Genomic DNA, 22,718 nt, shown 5'->3' on the forward strand with positions numbered 1-22,718 from the left:
TTGTTTTTTTAGCTGGGCTAAGGGTTAATTGAAGGATAGTTATTTAGCTCCCAAGGGATCATTTTATGAAATGGGGAATATTTTAATCCCAGCACGCTCACACTGAATTAACGAAAGAGCTTCACCCTCTTGGCAAATCAACAATCTGTGGTATAATGTTTATAAAGTCAAAGAAAGTCAAAGTCAACACGACAAGAATATCACGTTAGGATTGATGGAGGATGGATGAGTGATGCGTAATATCTCCGATATCATCGAAAAATATCTAAAGAGTGTTCTGCATGAAAGTCCTGAAGGCATGATTGAAATTCAGCGTAATGATCTTGCCGACCAATTCTCCTGCGTGCCATCGCAAATCAATTATGTGATCAGCACTCGCTTTACGGTAGAGAAGGGATACCTGGTTGAGAGCAAGCGCGGCGGCGGTGGTTATGTACGTATTCGGCAGATAGAACTGCCGGGTCCCATATCGCTGCATACGCATTTGCACGAGACTATCGGGATGGAGATTGGACAGTCTGCAGCCGAAGGGTTGATTTATCAGTTGGAGGAAGCCCGTTTCTTAAGCCGGAGAGAGGCTGCACTGATGCGTGCGGTCGTTTCTCGCGATGTGCTTATGGTTAAATTGCCGTATCGCGATCAAATCCGGGCGCGGATGATGAAGGCGATGCTGATTTCTTTGTTGAGCTAGGTTCCAGAGGTGTGGTGAACAGGGGGCGTAAGTCTTTAGAGTTCACCGGACAGATAAGGTTACCCAGTCTATCCAGTATTAGAGGAGGGTCATCCATGCAATGCCAAGAATGCGGCAAACGCCCCGCGACCTTGCATTTCACGAAGATCGTCAATGGGGAGAAGACAGAATTCCATATTTGCGAGAACTGCGCCAGGGAGAAGGGAGAACTGATTCCAGGTACCTCTGGTGGCTTCTCCATTCACAACCTGTTATCCGGATTTCTTGACTTGAGTCCGGGCAATAAGGGGCAAATTTCAGGGACTAAACCTCCTGAGCATTTGCGTTGCGAAGAATGTGGCATGACCTATTCGCAATTCAGCAAGATTGGCCGTTTTGGCTGTAGTTCATGCTATAAATATTTCAACGATCGGTTGGACCCGTTGTTCAAGAAGGTGCATGGTAATACCGTTCACGTCGGCAAAATTCCGAAGCGCACAGGGGGGCACATTCAGGCCAAGCGTAAGCTTGATGATCTACGTCATGAGCTTCAGCAACGGATTCTACAAGAAGAGTTTGAAGACGCTGCGGCGCTGCGGGATCAGATTCGCGAACTCGAAAAAAATATGTCTGCCGAGTAGGAGGGATGCATGATGACAAATCTCCGATTTACAGAACAGCCACTTAGCGAATGGATGAGCCGGGAGGGCAGGGAATCCGACATCGTCATCAGCAGCCGGGTAAGAATTGCGCGTAATATGCTGCAACATCCTTTTCCCATGCTATCGACCAACAGGCAGTCCGAGGAAGTGCTGGAGCAATTGCAGCAAGCACTGACGGATGAACAGTTTGAGGCCTATGGCCCGCTGTATCCGTTGTTACTTACTGATTTGAATGAATTAGACAAGAGGGTACTGGTTGAGAAGCACTTGATTAGCCCGAACTTGGCTACGGATTCCCGAAATGGTGCAGCCTTCATTAGTGAAGATGAAAGCCTCAGTATTATGATTAACGAAGAGGATCATCTGCGCATTCAATGTTTATACCCGGGGCTGCAAATTCAGGAAGCATGGGAGAAGGCCACGGAAATTGACGATATCTTCGAAGCACATGTCGATTATGCCTTCGACGATCATCGCGGTTATTTGACCAGTTGCCCGACGAATGTCGGAACGGGGCTTCGTGCCTCGGTCATGATGCATTTGCCCGCATTGGTACTCACTCAGCAAATCGGTCGCATTTTGTCGGCGGTGTCCCAAGTTGGCTTGACGGTGCGGGGCATCTATGGAGAGGGCAGTGAGACACTAGGCAACTTGTTTCAAATCTCAAATCAGATTACACTAGGACAAAGCGAAGCCGAGATTATTGAGAACTTGTATGGCGTCGTTTTGCAGATTATACAGCACGAGAAGACGGCCAGAGAGAAGCTGATCACGGAGTCGCGGCCGCGAATGCTGGATCGGGTGATGCGGTCTTACGGGACTCTGTCACATGCCTTCATTATTGACTCGAAGGAAGCGGCCCAGCGGTTATCCGATGTTCGCCTCGGGGTAGACCTTGGTCTCATCGACAATGTATCGGCGCAGACGCTCAATGAGCTTAATGTGTTGACGCAGCCTGGTTTTCTGCAGAAGAAATTCAATAACGGCATGTCACCGGCAGAACGGGACATGTACCGTGCCAAGCTCATTCGGGAGAGAATGGGGAATTAACGGTTAGGACCAACTATGGAGGTGTTGAGAGATGATGTTTGGAAGATTTACGGAACGCGCCCAGAAGGTGCTGGCATTGGCCCAGGAAGAAGCGGTAAGACTGGGGCATAACAATATCGGAACAGAACATGTATTACTCGGACTGATTCGCGAGGGAGAAGGCATCGCGGCGAAGGCACTGATTGGACTTGGTCTGGGCCTTGAGAAAATACAAGATGAAGTAGAAACGCTGATTGGCCGCGGTCAGGAGCAACCAACGAATATTGCATACACACCTCGCGCCAAGAAGGTCATTGAATTGTCCATGGATGAAGCACGCAAGCTTGGTCATACTTACGTCGGAACAGAACATATTTTGCTTGGCTTGATTCGTGAAGGGGAAGGCGTAGCGGCTCGTGTATTGAATAATTTGGGCATCAGCCTGAACAAGGCACGGCAGCAAGTATTGCAATTGCTGGGCAGCAGCGAAGCCGTATCCAGTCATCACGGGGCACCTGCTAACGTCAACACGCCTACGCTGGATAGTCTGGCTCGTGATTTGACGGCTTCTGCCAAAGAGGGTAACCTCGATCCGGTCATTGGCCGCAGCAAGGAGATTGAACGGGTTATTCAGGTGCTTAGCCGTCGGACGAAGAACAATCCGGTGCTAATTGGTGAACCGGGTGTTGGTAAAACGGCGATTGCCGAGGGCCTGGCTCAGAAGATTATTAATAATGAAATTCCGGAAACACTGCGTGACAAACGGGTTATGACCCTGGATATGGGCTCTGTTGTAGCGGGTACCAAATACCGCGGTGAATTTGAAGATAGATTGAAGAAGATCATGGATGAAATTCGTCAGGCTGGCAATATCATTCTATTTATTGACGAATTGCATACCTTGATCGGGGCAGGCGGAGCGGAAGGTGCAATCGACGCTTCAAATATTTTGAAGCCGGCACTGGCCCGTGGCGAACTGCAATGCATCGGTGCTACAACGCTGGATGAATATCGCAAATACATCGAGAAGGATGCTGCACTGGAACGCCGCTTCCAGCCGATTACGGTGGATCAACCTTCGGTAGAGGAAGCTATTCAAATCCTGCACGGATTGCGCGATCGCTACGAAGCGCATCACCGCGTGAAGATCACGGATGAGGCGATTGACCAAGCAGTGAAGCTGTCGGACCGCTACATTCCGGATCGGTTCTTACCAGATAAGGCGATTGACCTGATCGACGAGGCGGGCTCCAAGGTAAGGTTGAATTCATATACTGTACCGCCAAACCTCAAGCAATTAGAGAGTCGTCTGGAGGATATTCGCAAAGAGAAGGATGCTGCGGTACAAAGCCAGGAATTCGAAAAGGCGGCAGCTCTACGCGATACGGAACAGAAGATTCGTGAAGAACTGGATGTAACCAAGAACCAGTGGAAGGAAAAGCAAGGTCGTACGGATTCCGAAGTTACACCTGAGGATATTGCTCAAGTGGTCGCTAGCTGGACAGGAATACCGGTTAGCAAGCTGAAGGAAGAAGAAACCGAACGCTTGCTGAACATGGAACAAATCCTGCATGAGCGCGTTATCGGTCAAGATGAAGCCGTCAAGGCGGTTAGCCGGGCCATTCGTCGTGCTCGCGCCGGACTTAAAGATCCGAAGCGTCCGATGGGCTCCTTCATCTTCCTTGGTCCAACCGGGGTTGGTAAGACCGAGTTGGCAAGAGCCCTGGCAGAAGCGATGTTTGGTGATGAGAACGCCGTGATTCGCATTGATATGTCTGAATATATGGAGAAGCATTCCACCGCTCGTTTAGTAGGTGCGCCTCCAGGATACGTTGGTTATGAAGAAGGCGGCCAATTGACTGAGAAGGTACGCCGTAAACCCTATTCGGTGGTACTGCTGGACGAAATTGAGAAGGCGCATCCGGAAGTATTCAACATTCTCTTGCAAGTCCTGGAAGATGGCCGTCTGACCGATTCCAAGGGCCGTGTGGTCGATTTCCGCAACACACTCATTATCTTGACCTCCAACGTTGGGGCTGAGGCTATCAAGCGCAACACGCGTCTTGGCTTCACGGCGGTGCAGGATGCGGGTGCGGACTACGAGAACATGAAGGGCAAAGTCATGGAAGAACTGAAGAAGAACTTCCGTCCGGAGTTCTTGAACCGGATCGATGAGAGCATCGTGTTCCATTCCCTGGAGGAATCCCACATCGGACAGATCGTTTCGCTTATGTCCGAGGAGCTGCGCAAGCGGCTGCATGAATTTGATGTGGACTTCATATTGACGGACAAAGCCAAGGCCTTCCTGGCTAAAGAAGGATTTGATCCGGCTTATGGTGCACGTCCACTGCGCCGGGCTATTCAGAAGTACATTGAGGACCGCTTGTCCGAAGAATTGCTGACTGGCAACGTGAAGAAGGGCGACTCGTTGACGATCGATGAGGACAACGGTACGCTGGCTGTAGAGCGCACCGGAACTTTTTCCAAAAACGCATAAGCTAAGATGTTCATAATTTACAAGGGACCTGCAGATATTTGCAGGTCCCTTGTGTAATTTGGGATAATTGGAGGAGAGGCATAAGGGAGCTGAGAGCCAAATGAAAGAAACGATCCTCATCGTCGACGATGAGCGTGAAATTGTGAAGCTGATCGAAATATATCTGCATAATGAGGGATACAAGCTGTTTTCTGCCTCGGATGGAGAGGAAGCGCTGAGTATTTTGGAAGCACGCCAAATTGATTTGATTATTCTGGATATTATGATGCCTCGATTGAACGGAATCCAGGCCTGCATGCGTATCCGAGAAACGCGGGATATTCCTATTATTATGCTATCGGCCAAGAGCGAGGACATGGATAAAATTGAAGGACTGAGCATCGGTGCTGACGATTATGTCACCAAGCCCTTCAATCCCTTGGAGCTCGTAGCTCGGGTGAAGTCACAACTGCGGCGATACCAGCGCTTTGGCAAATACATACCGGCTAACCAGGATGAGATCACCATCAATGAACTCACGATTAACACGGCGAAGCATAGGGTGATGATGAATGACCGGGAGGTGAAGTTGACTCCTCGCGAATTTGAATTACTCAAGTTGCTGGCGTTACACCGGGGAGTTGTGTTAGGGATGGAGACGATCTATGAGGAAGTGTGGAAAGAGCCTTACATGCAATCAAAAAATACAGTTATGGTACATATTCGCAGGCTTCGGGAGAAGCTTGAACAAGATCCGCAGCATCCCCGTTATATCAAGACGGTCTGGGGAATCGGCTACAAGCTGGAGGCCAATTAAGATGGATAGAGGTCGTGATGCAATTGGAAATTAAACGCCGGTTATCACTTCGGCTGACTTTCTTGCTTTTCGCTGTTGGAAGCTTGCTGTCTACCGTGACCATCTTGTATGTATGCCGGAAAATAGCCCAGTTTTTGCTGAAGCCAAGCTCGTCGGTCATAACGATTCCCTTCCGTGCAATCGTGGAATGGATGGTCAACCAGATTGGCTCGGTCCCCATCCAACTGCTCGTCGGAGTTTTGTTATATACGGGCATTTACCTGTGGTTGACGCAGGGGACGCAGCGCTATTGGGAGCAGATCAGAACAGCCGTTACGGCTGTGGGCTCCGGGGACCTTGATGTTGCCCTTCCTGTTCGTGGCAGGGGGGAGTTGGCAGGCATGGCTGAACAATTCAATAAGATGACAGCAGAGCTAAATTCGTCATTGGGACAGATCAACTCCTGGCTTGAGGGAATTGCTGAAGGTAGGCTGGATGACGAAATCGCAGCCGAGAATAGTGAATTGGCCAAAGTGGCGAAGAGTATAAACCAAATGTCGCTTCGTCTGAAGCAATCCATAGAGGAAGAGAGACTGGCGGAGAGATCGAAGAATGACTTGATTACCGGGGTGTCTCACGATTTAAGAACACCCTTAACCTCTATACTGGGATTCCTCAAAGCTATCGAAGAGGATCAATATAAGGACGAAGTGGAGCTGCGATATTACGTCAACATTGCCTATGAAAAGGCCAGGGGCTTGCAGAAAATGATCGACGATCTCTTCGAATACACGCGGGTTAATCACGGGCTTCCGCTTCACGCATCCACCCTGGATTTGAATGCCTTCCTGCATCAACTGGTAGAAGAATTCGTACCACAATTGCAACAGCGAGGACTACAATGTCAGGTTACGGCTACTGAACCTCCGGTACTCATTGATGCGGATGGAGAATTGCTGGCTCGTGCCTTTGAGAATTTGCTGACGAATGCCATACAATACGGAGCCGAGGGGAAAAGGATAGATATATCCGTAGGGCAGAGGGGAGATGCAGCGGTTGTCCAGTTCATCAACTACGGTGAAGCAATTCCGCCGGGTAGCCTGCCGCATTTGTTCGAGCGCTTCTACCGTGTTGATGCCTCACGCTCCAAGCAAACGGGAGGAACTGGACTTGGGCTTGCTATTACCAAGAGCATCATCGAGGCGCATGGTGGGCATATCACGGTTAGCAGCAACCGACAAAGGACGGTATTTGAGATCTGCTTCAAGCTAGGGGAATCCAGCTAGGAAGAACAAATAACAGAACATAGCATGGTGTGAAGAACAGGACGTTTCGGAATAAAACCGAAGGGTCCTGTTTTAATTTTGCTCATGCGACCCAACCGAACGTTTGAAAACGATAAGTAAATGCTAAGAACTTGTTAAGATTTGCGGCAGCAAATCGTTATTTTTGTCCGCTATACTTCTCTTCAAGTCCTGATGACAGAGAGGAGTTAGAATGTTGGTTTTCTCAAGCCTGATTTTCTTATACTTGTTTTTGCCTGCTTTATTACTCGCTTATTTCACATTTTCCAATGCTAGCTATCGAATTTGGGTATTGATTGTCTTCTCTTATATATTTTACGCCTGGGGGGAACCGGTGTGGGTAGTTCTGCTGCTGCTTGCTTCCTTGTTAGGGTATTTATTTGCACTCGCTATCGATCGGTATAAGGGAAGAACAACGGCGAAGCTCCTATACACGCTGGCTATCGTTATCAATCTAGGTCTGCTGGGGTTCTTTAAATACGCAGGGTTTCTGGTGGAGAACATGAATAGAGTGCTGTCCTTTTCCATTCCGGTGCCGGATATCGACCTTCCCATCGGTATTTCGTTCTTTACCTTTGAGTTGATTTGTTATTTGACCGACGTGTACCGGGGGAAGATAGCTGCCCCCAAGTCGCCGAAGAAGGTCTTGTTCTATGTCTCCTTTTTCCCGCATTTAGTAGCAGGTCCTATCATACGCTATTCGGACATCGAGCAGCAAATTGATCGCCCTCAGGTGACATGGTCCGGCTTCAGTGAAGGGCTTACTCGCTTCATGGTGGGGCTAGGGAAGAAGGTTGTTCTGGCCAATCTTATGGGAGAAGTGGTCACGCAACTGCTGAATCCCGACCTGGAATCGGTCTCAGTGCTTGGTATGTGGCTAGGACTTAGCTTGTTTGCGCTGCAAATTTATTTTGATTTTTCCGGATATTCCGATATGGCGATTGGACTTGGAAAAATGCTTGGCTTCAAGCTAAGGGAAAATTTTGACTATCCCTACCTCTCCAAGACGATGGGGGAGTTCTGGCGGCGCTGGAACATGTCGCTAGGCGGCTTCTTCCGGGACTACGTATATATCCCACTGGGTGGCAGTCGTCGTTATTATGTTCGCAATCTATTGGTCGTATGGTGCTTAACGGGAATTTGGCATGGAGCAAGCTGGAACTTCGTAATTTGGGGGCTGTATTGTGGTGCTTTGATTTATGTGGAACGCACCTCGTTAGGAAGATGGATGGCTCGGCTACCTGTTGCTTTTCAACATGGGTATGCAATTATCGTTATTTTGCTGGGCTGGAATTGGTTTTACTTTACTGATTTGTCTCAGGCCCTGAGGGCACTATCCATTTTGTTTGGAATACGACATGAGACCTGGGTTAACGCTGAATTCATGTTAATTCTACACGATCATCTGCTGCTGTATGTCGCCGGGCTTCTCCTGTCGACCCCACTGTTGAAATATCTTGTTCAGTATGGGGGCCGCAGGCTTTCCGATGCTGGAAAAGGCAACCTTATCATGCTGGGAGCCCAGCTTACGAATGGTATTCTGCTTGCTCTTTCAACCATATTGCTGGTGGGCAGCTCGTATAATCCATTTCTATATTACCGTTTCTAAGAGGGTTTCTTATAAGGAGGTTTTAAATAAATGCAATTGAAGAAATGGCAGCATAAGCTCATAGTGATATCCTTACTGGTTTTAATCTTTGGTTTTACCCTGGTGAACCTGTTTAGCTATTCATCGCAGGCATCCTCTTCTCTAGAGCAACGCCAGCTTACGCAGAAGCCAGAACTTACCGTAGCCAGCCTCCTATCCGGGCAATTCATGCTGGAGTTGGAAGATTTCTTTGCGGATCACTTTGCCTTTAGAGGTCTGCTGGTGCAGGCGGGAGCTTATTTAAAGGAGTGGAAGGGAATACCTGGCAGCCAGCAGGTGGTTCTGCTTCAGCAGGGGAGGGATAACACGGTGCAGAAGGTGGGGGATGCGAGTGTTTCCAATCAGAATGACACTCAGTATCTGATCTACAAGGACCGGGCTTATACCTTGTACCAGTATTCCCCTGCCGCTGCCGAGGCCTATGCGGAAGCTATAAATAACTTTCAACAATCGGCCGAACCGGAATTGCGTGTATTTTCTCTGCTTGCTCCAACCTCGGCTGAATTCATCGAATCTGAGGCGTACCAGGAGCTAACGGATTCGCAGGCAGCGGCATTTAAGCATGTTAATGAACAGCTAGTCCCTGAGGTGGGACGTGTTGATGTAATTGATGCGCTCAAGCAGCATACGCAGGAGAATATCTATTTTCGCACGGACCATCATTGGACAGCTTTGGGGGCATACTATGCTTATACTGAATTGATGAGCACGATGGGAGAAGAAGCGATTCCGTTGACCAGTTATACGACAGGGGAAATAACAAACTTTCTGGGGTCTGCCTATAAGGCCACATTGAATGTACAGCTCAAAAAAGCACCCGATACGATTACTTACTACGAGCCGCTAGACGATTATACGTATACTCGGCATTTGACGACGGGCAAGACGGTAACCGGACAACTGGTAGATCCCGCGTATGCCACACCTGCTAATGGCTTGTATGCCGTGTTTCTGGGAGGAGATTTTCCTTGGGGTGAAATAAATACAGGTCAGGCAAATGGCAAAAAAATCGTCGTAGTCAAGGATTCTTATGGTAATGCGTTGATTCCTTTTCTGCTCCCGCATTTTGAGACAGTTTATTATGTAGACCCCCGTTACTTTACGGGCAGTCTCACCACATTTGTGGAGGAGCATGGAATTACAGATGTCCTGTTCTTAAGCAGTGCAACAGCTACGAGAACAACAGGAATGGCACAGCTTATCAATCAAATTGCAATTGGGACAGAAAATGGAAACAAATAAGCTGAAAGTACTACAATAAAGTAACCTTTTAGCCGATGAAATAGATAAAAGGCAGCTTCCAAAGCGATGCTTTGGGGCTGCTTTTTTATAACCAGCTCCTAAATACCCGGCTCTGGGCCAAAGACTTGCTTAATGACTTTCGAGAAAGCTGAAAGGGTGGTAAAATTTGAGTCATGGAGTCGGATTGAAATCCCCAGCCCGGAAAATTTTGCATATGTGAGAAGGAGCGGGAAATGGTTAAAGTAAAAACAAAGTTTCTCTGTAATGAATGCGGCTATGAGTCGCCGAAATGGTACGGCAAGTGTCCGGGCTGCGGAGCATGGAATTCCATGACGGAGGAAATTGAGAAGGCCGTCAAGACACAAGGGATGAATTCTGGAATATTTCATGCGAAAGAAACACCGCAATCAATCATAAATATAGAAAGCGGCAAGGAGCCGCGTATTCAAACGGGCATCGGCGAATTAAACCGGGTGCTTGGGGGTGGAGTGGTTCCGGGTTCGTTAGTGCTTGTTGGCGGCGATCCCGGTATTGGCAAGTCAACCTTGCTGTTGCAAACCTCCCACGAAATGGCCCGCACCGGTCTTAAAGTGCTATATATATCGGGGGAAGAATCCGTTCGTCAAACCAAGTTGCGGGCGGAGCGGCTAGGCGCCTTGTCTCCGGAACTGTTCGTGTTATGTGAGAGTAGCATGGATGCAATTGAAGCCGCAATTGAGATGGTGAAGCCGGACTTCCTGGTCATTGACTCGATTCAAACCGTCTATTTGCCGGAAGTGACTAGTGCACCCGGCAGTGTATCCCAGGTTCGTGAATGTACGGCCCGGTTTATGCGAATTGCCAAGGGGCAAGGAATTGCGACCGTGCTTGTAGGCCATGTTACCAAGGAGGGCGCAATTGCCGGTCCAAGGCTTCTGGAGCATATGGTGGATTGTGTGCTGTACTTCGAGGGAGAACGGCATCATTCCTACCGGCTACTGCGGGCCGTCAAGAACCGCTTTGGCTCGACCAATGAGATCGGCATCTTTGAAATGAACGAGGCCGGCTTGACGGAAGTGGCCAATCCTTCGGAATTGTTCCTGTCGGAACGTCCGCTTGGCGTGGCTGGCTCTACTGTAGTCGCCAGTATGGAAGGGACCAGACCCATTCTGGTGGAATTGCAGGCCTTGATTGCGGCCACGCACTTTCCTTCCCCGCGCAGAATGGCGACAGGGGTCGATCATCAGCGGATGAACCTGATTATCGCAGTTCTGGAGAAGCGCATGGGCATGTTCCTGCAGAATCAGGACGCTTATGTGAATCTGGCCGGCGGGGTGAAGCTGGATGAGCCGGCAGTCGATCTGGCCATTGCGGTCAGTGTAGCATCCAGCTTCCGCGATATCCCGACCAAGCCCCACGACGTTATCTTTGGTGAGGTAGGCTTGACCGGTGAGGTGAGAGGGGTCTCCCGAGCGGAACAACGGGTGAAGGAAGCAGCCAAGCTTGGCTTCAAACGAGTTATTCTGCCGGAGAAGAGCATGAAGGGGTGGACGGCACCACAAGGGATTCAACTAGTAGGAGTTAATACCGTTGCAGATGCGCTAGCTGTCGCGTTAGATTAGGGGGCATTAATTGATGAAAGAAACTACTCATGCAGAGAAAATGAACGACTTGCTGAGGCTTGTGGCCCCGGGGACGCACTTTCGCGACGGGCTGGAGAACGTTCTGCGGGCGAAGACCGGCGGACTGATCGTTGTTGGCTACAGCCCGGAAGTGATGGAGGTGGTTGAAGGGGGCTTCTCCATTAACTGTGATTTCTCGCCAAACTACCTTTACGAACTGGCCAAGATGGATGGAGCCATTATCCTCAGCGAAGACTTAAAGCGGATTTTATATGCTAATACCCAACTGATTCCCGATTCCTCCATTGCTTCCGCAGAGACCGGGATTCGGCACCGTACAGCGGAACGGGTCGCCAAGCAGACAGGGAAGTTGGTGGTCTCTATTTCCCAGCGGCGCAATATCATCACTCTGTACCAAGGGGCATTACGTTATGCCCTGAAGGAGATCGGGGTGATCCTGACAAAGGCCAATCAGGCGATTCAGACCTTAGAGAAATATCGTGCCGTGTTGAACCAGGCCCTGACGAACCTGACGGCTTCCGAATTTGAGGAATTGGTCTCCTTGCCTGAGGTCATCAATGTGATTCAGCGGGTGGAGATGGTCATCCGTATCAAGATGGAGATTAAGCGGTTCATCAATGAATTGGGTACGGAAGGTCGACTGATCAGTATGCAGATGGAGGAACTGGTCAGCAATATGGAAGAAGAGGCTTGGTTACTGTATAAGGATTATGCCAAGGAAGGCCATGATGAGGCCATTCGAGAGATTATTCTTGGACTCAAGCGCTCTACGGATGATGAATTACTGGACGATGTTCACATCACGAAGCTGCTGGGGTATCCATCCTCGGCTGCAACCTCGGAAGAATTGATCTCACCGCGTGGTTACCGGGTGCTGAACAAAATACCGCGGCTGCCGAATGTGATCATCCATAATTTGGTGGAAAAGTTCGAGGAATTGCCTAATGTCATGATGGCCAGCATTGAGGAACTGGACGAAGTTGACGGAATTGGCGAAGTTCGCGCCCGCGCAATCAAGGAAGGTCTCAAGCGTCTTCAAGAGCAAGTGTTCATTGACAGACAAATTTAAATCACCTATCATCAATGGATGGTTAAGGAATATCTATTCGAGGTGAAGAGATGATTACGAAATCAATTCCAAGTCTGTTCACGTTAGGAAACATGGTTCTCGGCATGCTGGCTATCATAATGGCGACGGAGGAACGTTTTAGCTTGGCCGCCATTATGGTCATTGTCGCCATGCTGCTGGATGGTTTGGACGGACGTGTGGCTAGGGCGCTCAATGCCCAAAGCGAATTTGGGAAAGAACTGGACTCCTTATCGGACATCATTTCGTTTGGGATCGCGCCAGCGTTGATTATGTATCTGATCTCCTTTCATAGTATCCCCACGGGAATGGCTTGGGCCGTCACGGCGATCTTCCCGCTTTGCGGAGCGCTGAGATTAGCCCGCTTCAATGTCCAGAAGGGAATTCCGGGATATTTTATTGGCTTGCCGATTCCGGCAGCCGGAGGTGTGCTTGCCACCTTATCCTTGTTTTACCGGGAATTTACGGCTCCGTATTTTGTAGTATCCATGCTGCTGCTCTCTTATCTGATGATTAGCACCGTTAAATATCCTAACTTCAAGAAGGTTGGTTTGCCGAAGAAGGCAGTGGCCTATACCCCGCTGGTAGTTATTTTTGCCGTAGTTATTGCGGTTATTTTTCCGGATCAGATGGCCAAACTCATCTTCATCCCGTTAGTGGTCTATGCGTTGTACGGATTTAACCAGAATATCAAGCGTTTGGTTCGCCGCAGACGCCGGCAAGACGACAAGGCGGATGGAGAAGAAGGTTATCGCTCGAAGCGCTGACAGGTCTCGTGGACATTAGGGTGTAAGTTAACATACGTTAAGTATCAGGGCCATCCTGTGCAGGGTGGCTTTTTTATTGAGAATTACGGCTCGTAGGCTCTTATAGAAAGTCAAAAAAAGGCATGGATCTTCCCCCTAGGGATGGATCGATGCCTTTTTGGTATGTTCTTGAATGGGCGGGAAGACTGCTTACGACAAGTTAAACAGACCCAGTGTGGCGCATTTCTGTGACTCCTGCTCCATAATTTCTTGCATATCAATATCCAGCAGATTGCAGAGGGCAGACATATAGAAAAGGTTGCGTCCAAGCTCACCTGCAATAGCATCCCGGCAATTCTCGCAAAGCTCGCCCTGCACATGCTTGGCGATGGTTTCCTTAGCTTCCTGCAAATTAAGTCCAGGCTCAAAATCCTGCCTGGTGGCGTGTAATTCAATGCACCCGCATTCCGTCACGGACTTGGTTACGGAACGAACGGCGGCAGCGTTGGTTTGTCCCATTTTGGACAGGACATCTAACAGACTGCGGTGACGGAGCAACAATTCAGACACTTGTTCTTGAAAAGATTGAAGGCTTGGTGCGCTCATTTTCCATCCACCTCAATATTATGAATTGAATTCATTATATTCCACCTAATCCTCCGATATCAACCTGAAATGGCATAGTGTGAGGGGCCTCTGCGGCCCGAGGTCATTTTTTTCACCAAAAAAGTTAGGACTTCCCGGATTATGTACCCAATATTTGGTTCATACTGGCTAAAGAAAATACTTATTCAGGAGGTGAAGAAAGGCGTGCTGAAAAAATACTTGCTGATGTTGTCCGGTTTGTGCGGAGCGTGGCTCGGTTATACGACCGGTGGCTTGATGGGAATTATGCCAGAGACTCTACAGAGCTGGTTCCGTGAACTGCCTCCCTTTGTGGCGAACTTATTGTGGGCAGCGGCTGGTGCTATTCTGTTCTTGTTCCTGTTCTCTTTGGCTGCAGACGTCGTATCTTCCAAGGTGAAATCATGGGTAGCGACCTTAACGCAAATTCCAATGAATGAGATGACGGCCGGTGCGGTCGGTCTGACTGCGGGACTTCTTCTTTCTTTAACGGTCTATCCCCTGTTATCTTGGCTTGGGAATTTGGAAAGTTTGGCTCGGTTTACGGTTTCTGCTCTGCTGGGCTATATGGGTTTATGTGTTGGCTTGGCGAAGAAGGAAGAATTATCCCTACTCTGGAAGTCAGGAGCTTGGGGAGGAACGGGAGCCGACGAAGAGCACTGGTCTGAGGAACATAAGATTCTGGATACAAGCGTGATTATCGACGGCCGTATTGCAGACATTTGCAAGACGGGATTTATTGAGGGTACGATTGTTATTCCCGAGTTTGTGCTGGAGGAATTGCAGCATATTGCCGACTCTTCAGACTTGTTGAAGCGAAATCGTGGGCGTCGCGGGCTGGATATTCTGAACAAGATTCAGAAGGAACTGGACGTGAAGGTCATGATTTATGAAGGAGACTTCGAAGATATCTCCGAGGTGGACAGCAAGCTGGTTAAATTGGCAAAGGTCTTGCCGGGGAAAGTCGTGACGAACGATTTCAACCTGAACAAGGTGTGTGAGCTTCAAGGGGTATCAGTGTTGAACATCAATGATTTGGCCAATGCCGTAAAGCCGGTTGTACTGCCGGGCGAGGAAATTATGGTTCAGGTGATCAAGGATGGCAAGGAACATGGACAAGGCGTGGCTTATCTGGACGATGGAACAATGATCGTTGTGGAAGGCGGACGTGACTATATTGGCAGCATTACAGAGGTACTGGTGACCAGCGTACTGCAAACCTCGGCGGGGCGAATGATTTTTGCCAAGCCAAAACTGTTGGAAAAAGCCCAGTAATTCGGTATGATGGGAGTAAATGCGTCTAGTCGCATTTACTTTCGGGCAAGGGTGAGGCAGAACGTGGAGTTACAAGCGAACGGCGATATTGGTGTCATCGTGGTGGCAGCGGGCCGCGGCACGCGTATGGGGACGGCTGAAAGCAAGCAGTATCTTATGCTGGAGGACAAGCCGATTATCATTCATACCTTGGAGGCGTTTGACCGCCATCCGCTGATTTCACAAATTGTACTGGTAACAGGTGAACAGGATGTGGACCGTTGCCAGGCGTGGATTGCCGAATATGGAATGCAAGGGCACATACAAGTTATCGCGGGCGGCGCCGAGCGTCAGCATTCGGTATACCAGGGATTGCTACAGCTTAGCACGCCCTGGGTACTGGTGCATGACGGCGTCCGCCCTTTTGTTGCAGGCGAGCATATTACGGCTTGCTGTGAGGCGGTGAAGGCACACGGTGCAGCCGTGCTGGCCGTACCGGTGAAGGATACAATCAAGCAGGCAGAGGAGCAGGACTGGGTAGCTTCTACTCTGGATCGGCGCCTGCTATGGTCCATTCAAACCCCGCAGGCTTTTCGCTTGAAGGATTTGCTGGCTGCTCATGAGCAGGCGGAGGCGGAGGGCTTTGTAGGCACGGACGATTCTATGCTGGTGGAGCGTCTGGGCATTCGGGTCAAGCTGGTGGAGGGGGATTACCGCAACATCAAGCTGACGACGCCTGAGGATTTGGATTATGCGACATTTCTCCGGCTGCAGCAGCGTCCGTAAGCCCATACCGGCAGCAGGCACCTATGAGTTGACCCGTATTTTATAGCAAGGGCCATTATATGTCAGGGAGAGGATTATCATATGTTAAAGGTAGGGCAAGGTTTCGACGTGCACCAGTTGGTAGAGGACAGGCCATGCATCATCGGTGGCGTAGAAATTCCGTACGAGAAAGGGCTGTTGGGCCATTCCGATGCTGATGTCTTGCTCCATGCTATAAGTGATGCAATTCTGGGAGCGTTGGGGCTTGGAGATATCGGACGCCATTTTCCAGATACGGACCCTGCGTTCAAGGATGCGGACAGTGTTGTCCTGCTTGAGCGGGTCTGGGAGATGGCAGGCGAGCGAGGATACAGCTTGGGAAATCTGGATGCCACTCTGATCGCCCAGAAACCGAAGATGGCCCCTTATATCCCGCAAATGGTAGAGGTGATCGCTCGTACACTGGGTACCGAGGCAGAGCGAATCAATGTCAAGGCGACCACGACCGAGCAGCTTGGATTTACCGGGCGCGGCGAGGGCATTGCGGCACAGTGCATTGTCTGTTTAGTTTCAAATATGCTATCATCATAAACTTGTAGAGGTTCAAAAGAGGTTGATTAACGGGAGGGATTAGCATGGCAGAAGTTCGCGTGCGTTATGCGCCGAGTCCGACGGGTCATTTACATATCGGAAATGCCAGAACGGCGTTATTTAATTATTTGTTTGCCAGACATCATGGCGGAAAATTTGTGATCCGGATTGAGGATACGGACATGAAGCGTAACGTAGCCGGTGGGGAAGAGAACCAGCTTACTTACTTGAAATGGCTGGGGATTGATTGGGATGAGAGCGTAGATGTAGGCGGAGACTATGGTCCTTATCGCCAAACGGAGCGTCTGGAATTGTATCGCCCGTTAGTTCAGGATTTGCTGGACCGTGGGCTTGCTTACCGCTGTTATTGCACCGAAGAAGAATTGGAGAAGGAGCGCGAGGAGCAATCGGCTCGCGGGGAAACTCCGCGTTATTCCGGGAAGCACCGGAACCTGACCTCCGAGCAGATCGCTGCCTTCGAAGCAGAAGGTCGCCCGTATAGCATTCGCTTCCGCGTACCGGAAGGCCGGACATTTACATTTGATGATCTGGTCAAAGGACCTATCTCCTTCGAGTCCGAGGTTAGCGGTGATTTTGTTATCGTCAAAAAGGATGGCATTCCTACCTATAATTTTGCGGTAGTGCTTGACGATCATTTGATGAACATCACCCACGTGCTGCGCGGGGAAGACCATGTCTCCAACACGCCGCGGCAGCTCATGATTTACGATGCCTTCGGCTGGGAGCCGCCGGTATTCGGGCATATGACGCTGATCGTGGGAGATAATCACAAGAAGCTGAGTAAACGCGACGAATCGGTCATCCAGTTCCTTGAGCAGTATGATCAGCTTGGATATCTTCCTGAAGCATTGTTTAATTTCATCGCTTTACTTGGCTGGTCGCCGGAAGGGGAAGAGGAGTTCTTCACCAAGGAAGAATTAATCTCTATATTTGATGCCAACCGCTTGTCCCGTAGTCCGGCCGTGTTTGATAAGAACAAGCTGGCTCACTTGAATAACCATTACATCAAGAGTGCGGACCCGGAACGTATTGCAGCGCTGGCGATTCCACATCTGCAGAAGGCTGGACGTCTGCCGGCTGAACTTAATTCGGAGCTTACGGTCTGGGCGAAGGAACTGGTCGCTTTGTATCAGGAACAAATGACCGCAGCTTCGGATATTGTAGAGTTATCCGAACTGTTCTTCCGCAGCGAGCTGGAGATTGATGCGGAAGGCGCTGCCATTTTGGGTGAACCTCAGGTTGGAGAGGTACTTAGTGCTTTTCTGGCCAAGGCAGAAGCCCTGGCTGACTTCAGTGCAGAGCACATCGCCGCAGCGATCAAAGAGGTGCAGAAGGAGACCGGCGTGAAGGGTAAAGGGTTGTTCATGCCAATTCGCGTAGCGCTGACAGGACAAATGCATGGGCGGGATTTGAACAAGACCCTTCATTTATTGGGACGTGATAAAGTCATTGCCCGGCTGCAAGCTCGTATTGCTGCATTATAAGCAAAGACTGGTCATCTCGGTAAATCGAGCTTGTCAGTTGCATGGCCTTTAGGTAATATAAAGGCAGTACATTCATTATTGATATTTTAGAGGTGGCCGTGTGGCTACCTTCCCATAGGCATAGATCGGGAGAAGTACACCAGACTAGCCGTATCAACCAGAGAGGATAACCGGGACCCTTCGGTGCGGACCGCCACGAGGACATCCAGGCTGAGAGTTATCCGGATACGGAGCTGGGGGAAATGCACCCGGGAGCCGCGGATGCGAGCACGCCGCTTGAAGAGCGAGGTAGCATCCGCCGTTTCGTCCGCGTTAAGGACGTTAGAGAGAGGAACCTGGCCGTAGGCTTGGGTTTCATCCAAAGCAAAGTGGAACCGCGTCATCAGGATGCCTTTGCAGCGATAGCTGCAGGGGCGTCCTTTTTTTGAATGAAGGCGGGCAAGAAGGTGGGGGAGACGATGTTTAGAACGATCAAATCGGATATTCGGGCTGTCTTTGACAATGACCCGGCGGCCAGAAGCTGGTTTGAGGTGATATTTACCTATTCCGGTCTTCATGCCATTTGGAACCACCGGATTGCACATTTCTTCTATCGTCGGCGCTGGTTTACGATTGCGCGCATCATCTCGCAAGCCAGCCGTTTTATCACCGGCATCGAGATCCATCCGGGGGCTCGAATTGGGAATCGCTTGTTCATTGACCACGGCATGGGGGTTGTGATTGGAGAAACTTGCGAAATAGGCGATGATGTGGTTATCTATCAGGGAGTCACGCTTGGTGGTAGCGGGAAAGAGAAGGGGAAACGTCACCCGACCGTCGGCGATAATGTAGTTATTGGTTCCGGGGCCAAGGTGCTTGGCTCATTCAAAATTGGCGATCAGGCCAATATCGGGGCCAATTCAGTTGTACTGAAGGAGGTGCCGGCAGGAAGTACCGTGGTCGGCATTCCGGGTAGAGTCGTGCGCCAAGGTGGCAAGCGTCTGGACCGCCTTGATCATCAACTGCCCGATCCTGTGATTGATACGATGCGCGACATGCATCGAGAAATTGAGCAATTGCGTAACGAACTCCTGGAATTGAGCCAGCAGCTTCGTAAGGAAGCTCCCACAGAGAAATAAGTGGGCATAGCCGGCGAAGACTCCTGAAATTTACACTGAAAGGAACATTACTTTATGGCATTACAGATCTATAACACCCTTACCCGCAAGAAAGAAGAGTTTGTCAGCTTGAACCCGGGAGAAGTGAATATGTACGTCTGCGGGCCGACGGTATACGGGTATATCCATATCGGAAATGCAAGACCCATGATTTTCTTTGATGTGGTCCGCAGCTATTTGGAGAATCAACAATACAAAGTGAATTACGTGGTTAACTTTACGGATGTCGATGATAAGTTAATTCGTAAAGCGGAAGAGATGAATACAACGGTACCCGAGGTGGCCGAGAAGTTCATTCAGGCCTACTATGAGGATTTGGATGGGCTGGGGATTCCCCGGGCGACGGCTAATCCGCGGGTTACCGACAACATGAACGTGATTATCGATTTTATCCGCGATCTGGAGCAGAAGGGCTATGCTTACGAGAACGGGGGAGATGTATTTTACCGGACGAACAAATTTTCCGATTACGGCAAGCTATCTGGTCAAAATATCGGGGAGCTGCAATTCGGTATTCGTATTGATATCGATGATCGTAAGGAACATCCTGAGGATTTCGTACTCTGGAAAGCGGCCAAACCTGGCGAGATTCACTGGAGCAGCCCTTGGGGCGAAGGCCGACCAGGCTGGCATATCGAATGCTCGGCGATGTCCCGGCAATTGCTGGGTGACACGCTGGACATCCACGGCGGGGGCCAGGATTTGCAGTTCCCGCACCATGAGTGCGAGGTGGCTCAATCCGAAGCGGTTACTGGCAAGCCGCTCGCCAATTACTGGATGCACAACGGGTATATTAATATTGGTGGGGAGAAGATGTCGAAGTCTCTGGGCAACGGTATTCTGGTCAAGGATTTGCGTACCCAGTATAAGCTGGAGGCTATTCGCTACTTCATGTTATCGACCCACTATCGCAATCCGTTGAATTTCACCGAGGAAATCATGCAGCAGGCAGAGCGGAGTGTAGAGCGGATTAGCAACGCGGTGAACAATTTGCGTCACCGTCTTGGCGCCGCCTTCCAGAGCGGCAGCGAGCAAGCGTCGCCCGAGTGGCAGGCCAAGCTGGAGACGGTACGAGAGTTGTTCCATGCGAAAATGCAGGATGACTTCAATACACCGGATGCGATTACGGCGGTCTTCGAGTGGGTGAGCGAAGTGAACACGCTGCTGCAACAGCCAGTGGTTAGTCGCGGTGAGCTTGAAGCGGCACTTGCGTTGTTTGAGGAAATGAACAGTGTGCTCCGGATTGCCTTGCCCCCGGAAACAGAACTGCCTAATGAGGAGATCGAAGCGCTGATTGCCGAACGAAATGAAGCGCGTAAGACCAAGAACTGGGCTCGCGCTGATGAGATTCGCGATCTGCTGGATGAGCGCGGCATCGTGCTTGAGGATACGCCGCAGGGCATGAGATGGCGGCGCAAATGAGCGGGCCTAACCGGGAGGGCAGCGGGGCACCTGTAGGCAACCAGCAGGCAGAAGGGGGCCTACAGGCGCTGGAAGCCGCTGCTATGGGCGGCGGCTCGCCAGCCAGCACTGGCGGGAATGCGCCGGAGCCAGGCGACCTCTCGCCGCTCTGGTTCCCTGACGCGCCCTCCAAGCCGGCACGGCTTCTACCCCCGCTGGCGCTTGCCTACATCGGCGACGCCGTGTACGAGGTGGCCGTGCGTCAGCATGTGATGGCCCGCCCGAACCTGCGGCCTCATCATCTGCACGGTGAGTCGACGAAGTACGTCTCGGCCAAGGCGCAAGCTCAATTGCTGGCTCTGGTGGAGCCACTGCTCACGGAAGCGGAGAAGGACGTCGTGCGCCAGGGGCGCAACGCCAAGTCGGGCACCGTGCCCAAGAATGCCAGCGTGCAGGATTACCGTCAGGCGACGGCTTTTGAAAGCCTGATCGGCTTTCTCTATTACACCGGTGAGCACACTCGGCTCCGGTTGTTAATTGCGGAAGGCTTTGCTCATTTGGAGGATACTCGTAAATCGTAGCCATAATATATTGGGAGCATGAAATAGAAGGAAGCTCCCCAGGAGGACTTACATGGAGGAACAAGAATGGATTGGCGGTAAACATTCGCTGCTTGAAGCGCTGAATGCCGGACGAACAATTAATAAAATATGGGTGGCTGAAGGTGCTCAGAAGCATCTGACCCAGCCCATTGTAGCCGAAGCGAAGAAGCATGGTATCGTGGTGCAATTTGTAGATAAGAGGAAGCTGGATCAGTTGGCTCCGGGACTGCAGCATCAAGGCGTCGTAGCTCAGGTTGCTCCTTATGCCTATGCCGAGGTGGATGATCTGTTAGCTAAGGCGAAGGAACGGGAGGAAGCACCATTTCTGCTTATTTTGGACGAGATCGAGGACCCGCATAATCTAGGTTCGATATTGCGTACGGCGGAGTGCACGGGAGTACACGGTGTCATCATTCCGAAGCGTCGTTCTGTCGCGATTACTGCAACGGTGTCCAAGACCTCAGCGGGTGCGGTTGAGTATGTGCCTGTAGCACGGGTAACCAATCTTGTGCAGACGATGGAACGTTTGAAGGAAGCTGGGATATGGATCGTGGGCACGGATGTAGCGGCCCAGGAGGAAATGTACCAAGGCGGGAATGTGTTGACCGGACCGGTAGCTATCGTCATTGGCAACGAGAGTAAAGGCATGGGGCGCTTGGTGCGGGAGACCTGCGATCTTCTGTTAAAGCTGCCGATGAATGGACGATTGAATTCTCTGAACGCTTCGGTCGCCGCAGGGGTCATTATGTATGAAGCACTGCGCAGACGACGCGCTGAAGGATAAGGGCCATGCGCGATGTGCGCGATGTGCTTCTGGTAGATGGATATAACATGATCGGCGGGTGGCCTGAGCTGTTCGAGCTGTCTCAGCGGGATTTACAGGAGGCGCGGGACCGGCTGCTGGAGCGCCTCGCCGATTACCAGGCCTTTTCTGGCAGGAAAGTGATTGTCGTTTTCGATGCTTACCGGGTGCCAGGTCTAGGCAAATCCTATTCTCAAAATAAAGTAGCCATGGTCTTCACTAAAGAGAAGGAGACGGCGGATGAGTGCATTGAGCGTTTGGTTGGCGAACTTAGCCATCGCAGACGCCAGGTTTATGTTGCTACCAGCGATATGGTAGAACAGCATGTGATTTTCGGCCAGGGAGCCTTGCGTGTTTCCGCCCGCGAATTGTTAATCCAGGTGGAGCAAAGCGAGAAGGAAATACAGGCCCAAATCGCCAAGCGAAGCGAGAGCTCCAGCCGTAATACCCTGGATTCCAAGCTGAGTCCGGAGCAGCGGCAGTTCCTCGAACGCTGGCGAAGACAGTAACGCTGAAAACCTAACTTTTTGAACACAAATTTTGAAGACAATAAAACATTTTTTTAGGCAATGCAATGAAACTCACAATAATAGGTTAATCTCTTAGACTCCTCCTAAATACCCTTGACAAAGCTTGTCTTTACATCTTTTGGTACTTTTGCGGTTGACGCTAATATGCAGCTTCATATATACTGTTCGTATTACTTGATTGAGTGACGGAGTACGGTGCGTTGCA

At 50.4% G+C, this 22,718-nt stretch carries 22 protein-coding genes; 20 read left to right on the forward strand and 2 right to left on the reverse strand.

The window, feature by feature from the left end:
- Positions 1-232 precede the first annotated feature (232 nt).
- The 11 genes from AC1VOR_RS21585 to pssA all read left to right on the forward strand — a co-directional run bounded on the left by AC1VOR_RS21585 (position 233) and on the right by pssA (position 13,303).
- The gene (locus AC1VOR_RS21585; protein WP_482621067.1) at positions 233-691 is read left to right on the forward strand and encodes a CtsR family transcriptional regulator; all 459 of its coding nucleotides are present in this window, start codon (positions 233-235) and stop codon (positions 689-691) included.
- Between the two features lie 95 nt (positions 692-786).
- Positions 787-1,311 carry a protein-arginine kinase activator protein McsA gene (mcsA, locus tag AC1VOR_RS21590; RefSeq protein ID WP_482620956.1) on the forward strand — a complete coding sequence of 175 codons (525 nt, stop codon included), beginning with the start codon at positions 787-789 and terminating at the stop codon, positions 1,309-1,311.
- Between the two features lie 12 nt (positions 1,312-1,323).
- Positions 1,324-2,382 (forward strand): protein-arginine kinase McsB, encoded by a 1,059-nt coding sequence (gene mcsB, locus AC1VOR_RS21595; RefSeq protein WP_482621069.1) that lies wholly within the window; start codon positions 1,324-1,326, stop codon positions 2,380-2,382.
- A 31-nt stretch (positions 2,383-2,413) separates the two neighbouring features.
- The gene (gene clpC, locus AC1VOR_RS21600) at positions 2,414-4,858 is read left to right on the forward strand and encodes an ATP-dependent protease ATP-binding subunit ClpC (protein ID WP_482620957.1); all 2,445 of its coding nucleotides are present in this window, start codon (positions 2,414-2,416) and stop codon (positions 4,856-4,858) included.
- A 100-nt stretch (positions 4,859-4,958) separates the two neighbouring features.
- The gene (locus tag AC1VOR_RS21605) at positions 4,959-5,654 is read left to right on the forward strand and encodes a response regulator transcription factor (RefSeq protein ID WP_482620959.1); all 696 of its coding nucleotides are present in this window, start codon (positions 4,959-4,961) and stop codon (positions 5,652-5,654) included.
- 17 nt (positions 5,655-5,671) lie between these two features.
- On the forward strand, positions 5,672-6,919 hold the full coding sequence (locus AC1VOR_RS21610) for a sensor histidine kinase (RefSeq protein WP_482620961.1): 1,248 nt from the start codon (positions 5,672-5,674) through the stop codon (positions 6,917-6,919).
- 211 nt (positions 6,920-7,130) lie between these two features.
- Positions 7,131-8,546, forward strand: coding sequence for an MBOAT family O-acyltransferase (locus AC1VOR_RS21615; protein WP_482620963.1), 1,416 nt, complete (start codon positions 7,131-7,133; stop codon positions 8,544-8,546).
- Positions 8,547-8,576: 30 nt separating this feature from the next.
- Positions 8,577-9,827, forward strand: a complete 1,251-nt coding sequence (locus tag AC1VOR_RS21620; protein WP_482620964.1) for a DHHW family protein — start codon at positions 8,577-8,579, stop codon at positions 9,825-9,827.
- 233 nt (positions 9,828-10,060) lie between these two features.
- A complete protein-coding gene (gene radA / locus AC1VOR_RS21625) occupies positions 10,061-11,428 on the forward strand; it encodes a DNA repair protein RadA (RefSeq protein WP_482620966.1) in 1,368 nt (455 codons plus the stop codon).
- 13 nt (positions 11,429-11,441) lie between these two features.
- Complete coding sequence (gene disA, locus AC1VOR_RS21630; RefSeq protein ID WP_482620968.1) at positions 11,442-12,518, forward strand: DNA integrity scanning diadenylate cyclase DisA; 1,077 nt, start codon at positions 11,442-11,444, stop codon at positions 12,516-12,518.
- Between the two features lie 50 nt (positions 12,519-12,568).
- Positions 12,569-13,303, forward strand: a complete 735-nt coding sequence (gene pssA, locus AC1VOR_RS21635; protein ID WP_482620970.1) for a CDP-diacylglycerol--serine O-phosphatidyltransferase — start codon at positions 12,569-12,571, stop codon at positions 13,301-13,303.
- A gap of 189 nt (positions 13,304-13,492) precedes the next feature.
- Here pssA and AC1VOR_RS21640 read toward each other — a convergent pair whose 3' ends face one another.
- Positions 13,493-13,888, reverse strand: coding sequence for a nucleoside triphosphate pyrophosphohydrolase family protein (locus tag AC1VOR_RS21640; protein ID WP_482620972.1), 396 nt, complete (start codon positions 13,886-13,888; stop codon positions 13,493-13,495).
- Between the two features lie 204 nt (positions 13,889-14,092).
- Here AC1VOR_RS21640 and AC1VOR_RS21645 point away from each other — a divergent pair, with 204 nt between their 5' ends.
- The 4 genes from AC1VOR_RS21645 to gltX all read left to right on the forward strand — a co-directional run bounded on the left by AC1VOR_RS21645 (position 14,093) and on the right by gltX (position 18,021).
- A complete protein-coding gene (locus AC1VOR_RS21645) occupies positions 14,093-15,181 on the forward strand; it encodes a PIN/TRAM domain-containing protein (RefSeq protein ID WP_482620974.1) in 1,089 nt (362 codons plus the stop codon).
- Between the two features lie 63 nt (positions 15,182-15,244).
- The gene (gene ispD / locus AC1VOR_RS21650; RefSeq protein ID WP_482620976.1) at positions 15,245-15,946 is read left to right on the forward strand and encodes a 2-C-methyl-D-erythritol 4-phosphate cytidylyltransferase; all 702 of its coding nucleotides are present in this window, start codon (positions 15,245-15,247) and stop codon (positions 15,944-15,946) included.
- 81 nt (positions 15,947-16,027) lie between these two features.
- The gene (gene ispF / locus AC1VOR_RS21655) at positions 16,028-16,516 is read left to right on the forward strand and encodes a 2-C-methyl-D-erythritol 2,4-cyclodiphosphate synthase (protein WP_482620977.1); all 489 of its coding nucleotides are present in this window, start codon (positions 16,028-16,030) and stop codon (positions 16,514-16,516) included.
- Positions 16,517-16,560: 44 nt separating this feature from the next.
- Positions 16,561-18,021: a glutamate--tRNA ligase gene (gltX, locus tag AC1VOR_RS21660; RefSeq protein WP_482620979.1), complete on the forward strand. Its 1,461-nt coding sequence runs from the start codon at positions 16,561-16,563 to the stop codon at positions 18,019-18,021.
- A gap of 104 nt (positions 18,022-18,125) precedes the next feature.
- Here the strand turns inward: gltX and AC1VOR_RS21665 are convergent, their stop codons facing one another.
- Positions 18,126-18,404, reverse strand: coding sequence for a hypothetical protein (locus AC1VOR_RS21665; protein ID WP_482620981.1), 279 nt, complete (start codon positions 18,402-18,404; stop codon positions 18,126-18,128).
- A 75-nt stretch (positions 18,405-18,479) separates the two neighbouring features.
- Here AC1VOR_RS21665 and cysE point away from each other — a divergent pair, with 75 nt between their 5' ends.
- The 5 genes from cysE to AC1VOR_RS21690 all read left to right on the forward strand — a co-directional run bounded on the left by cysE (position 18,480) and on the right by AC1VOR_RS21690 (position 22,492).
- Positions 18,480-19,139, forward strand: coding sequence for a serine O-acetyltransferase (gene cysE / locus AC1VOR_RS21670; RefSeq protein WP_482620982.1), 660 nt, complete (start codon positions 18,480-18,482; stop codon positions 19,137-19,139).
- A 54-nt stretch (positions 19,140-19,193) separates the two neighbouring features.
- Entirely contained in the window at positions 19,194-20,600 is a 1,407-nt protein-coding gene (cysS, locus tag AC1VOR_RS21675) for a cysteine--tRNA ligase (protein WP_482620983.1), read from the forward strand.
- Between the two features lie 83 nt (positions 20,601-20,683).
- Positions 20,684-21,160, forward strand: a complete 477-nt coding sequence (locus tag AC1VOR_RS21680; protein WP_482621071.1) for a Mini-ribonuclease 3 — start codon at positions 20,684-20,686, stop codon at positions 21,158-21,160.
- Positions 21,161-21,212: 52 nt separating this feature from the next.
- Complete coding sequence (gene rlmB, locus AC1VOR_RS21685) at positions 21,213-21,965, forward strand: 23S rRNA (guanosine(2251)-2'-O)-methyltransferase RlmB (RefSeq protein WP_482620985.1); 753 nt, start codon at positions 21,213-21,215, stop codon at positions 21,963-21,965.
- A gap of 5 nt (positions 21,966-21,970) precedes the next feature.
- Positions 21,971-22,492 (forward strand): NYN domain-containing protein, encoded by a 522-nt coding sequence (locus AC1VOR_RS21690; protein ID WP_059048867.1) that lies wholly within the window; start codon positions 21,971-21,973, stop codon positions 22,490-22,492.
- Positions 22,493-22,718: the final 226 nt, after the last annotated feature.

This window comes from Paenibacillus sp. 1SOY10 (assembly GCF_056836745.1).

Coding starts and splice junctions, on each gene's coding strand:
- AC1VOR_RS21585 (WP_482621067.1), top strand. CDS start 233: ATGCGTAATATCTCCGATATCATCGAAAAATATCTAAAGAGTGTTCTG.
- mcsA (WP_482620956.1), top strand. CDS start 787: ATGCAATGCCAAGAATGCGGCAAACGCCCCGCGACCTTGCATTTCACG.
- mcsB (WP_482621069.1), top strand. CDS start 1,324: ATGACAAATCTCCGATTTACAGAACAGCCACTTAGCGAATGGATGAGC.
- clpC (WP_482620957.1), top strand. CDS start 2,414: ATGATGTTTGGAAGATTTACGGAACGCGCCCAGAAGGTGCTGGCATTG.
- AC1VOR_RS21605 (WP_482620959.1), top strand. CDS start 4,959: ATGAAAGAAACGATCCTCATCGTCGACGATGAGCGTGAAATTGTGAAG.
- AC1VOR_RS21610 (WP_482620961.1), top strand. CDS start 5,672: ATGCAATTGGAAATTAAACGCCGGTTATCACTTCGGCTGACTTTCTTG.
- AC1VOR_RS21615 (WP_482620963.1), top strand. CDS start 7,131: ATGTTGGTTTTCTCAAGCCTGATTTTCTTATACTTGTTTTTGCCTGCT.
- AC1VOR_RS21620 (WP_482620964.1), top strand. CDS start 8,577: ATGCAATTGAAGAAATGGCAGCATAAGCTCATAGTGATATCCTTACTG.
- radA (WP_482620966.1), top strand. CDS start 10,061: ATGGTTAAAGTAAAAACAAAGTTTCTCTGTAATGAATGCGGCTATGAG.
- disA (WP_482620968.1), top strand. CDS start 11,442: ATGAAAGAAACTACTCATGCAGAGAAAATGAACGACTTGCTGAGGCTT.
- pssA (WP_482620970.1), top strand. CDS start 12,569: ATGATTACGAAATCAATTCCAAGTCTGTTCACGTTAGGAAACATGGTT.
- AC1VOR_RS21640 (WP_482620972.1), bottom strand. CDS start 13,888: ATGAGCGCACCAAGCCTTCAATCTTTTCAAGAACAAGTGTCTGAATTG.
- ispF (WP_482620977.1), top strand. CDS start 16,028: ATGTTAAAGGTAGGGCAAGGTTTCGACGTGCACCAGTTGGTAGAGGAC.
- gltX (WP_482620979.1), top strand. CDS start 16,561: ATGGCAGAAGTTCGCGTGCGTTATGCGCCGAGTCCGACGGGTCATTTA.
- AC1VOR_RS21665 (WP_482620981.1), bottom strand. CDS start 18,404: ATGACGCGGTTCCACTTTGCTTTGGATGAAACCCAAGCCTACGGCCAG.
- cysE (WP_482620982.1), top strand. CDS start 18,480: ATGTTTAGAACGATCAAATCGGATATTCGGGCTGTCTTTGACAATGAC.
- cysS (WP_482620983.1), top strand. CDS start 19,194: ATGGCATTACAGATCTATAACACCCTTACCCGCAAGAAAGAAGAGTTT.
- AC1VOR_RS21680 (WP_482621071.1), top strand. CDS start 20,684: ATGGGCGGCGGCTCGCCAGCCAGCACTGGCGGGAATGCGCCGGAGCCA.
- rlmB (WP_482620985.1), top strand. CDS start 21,213: ATGGAGGAACAAGAATGGATTGGCGGTAAACATTCGCTGCTTGAAGCG.
- AC1VOR_RS21690 (WP_059048867.1), top strand. CDS start 21,971: ATGCGCGATGTGCGCGATGTGCTTCTGGTAGATGGATATAACATGATC.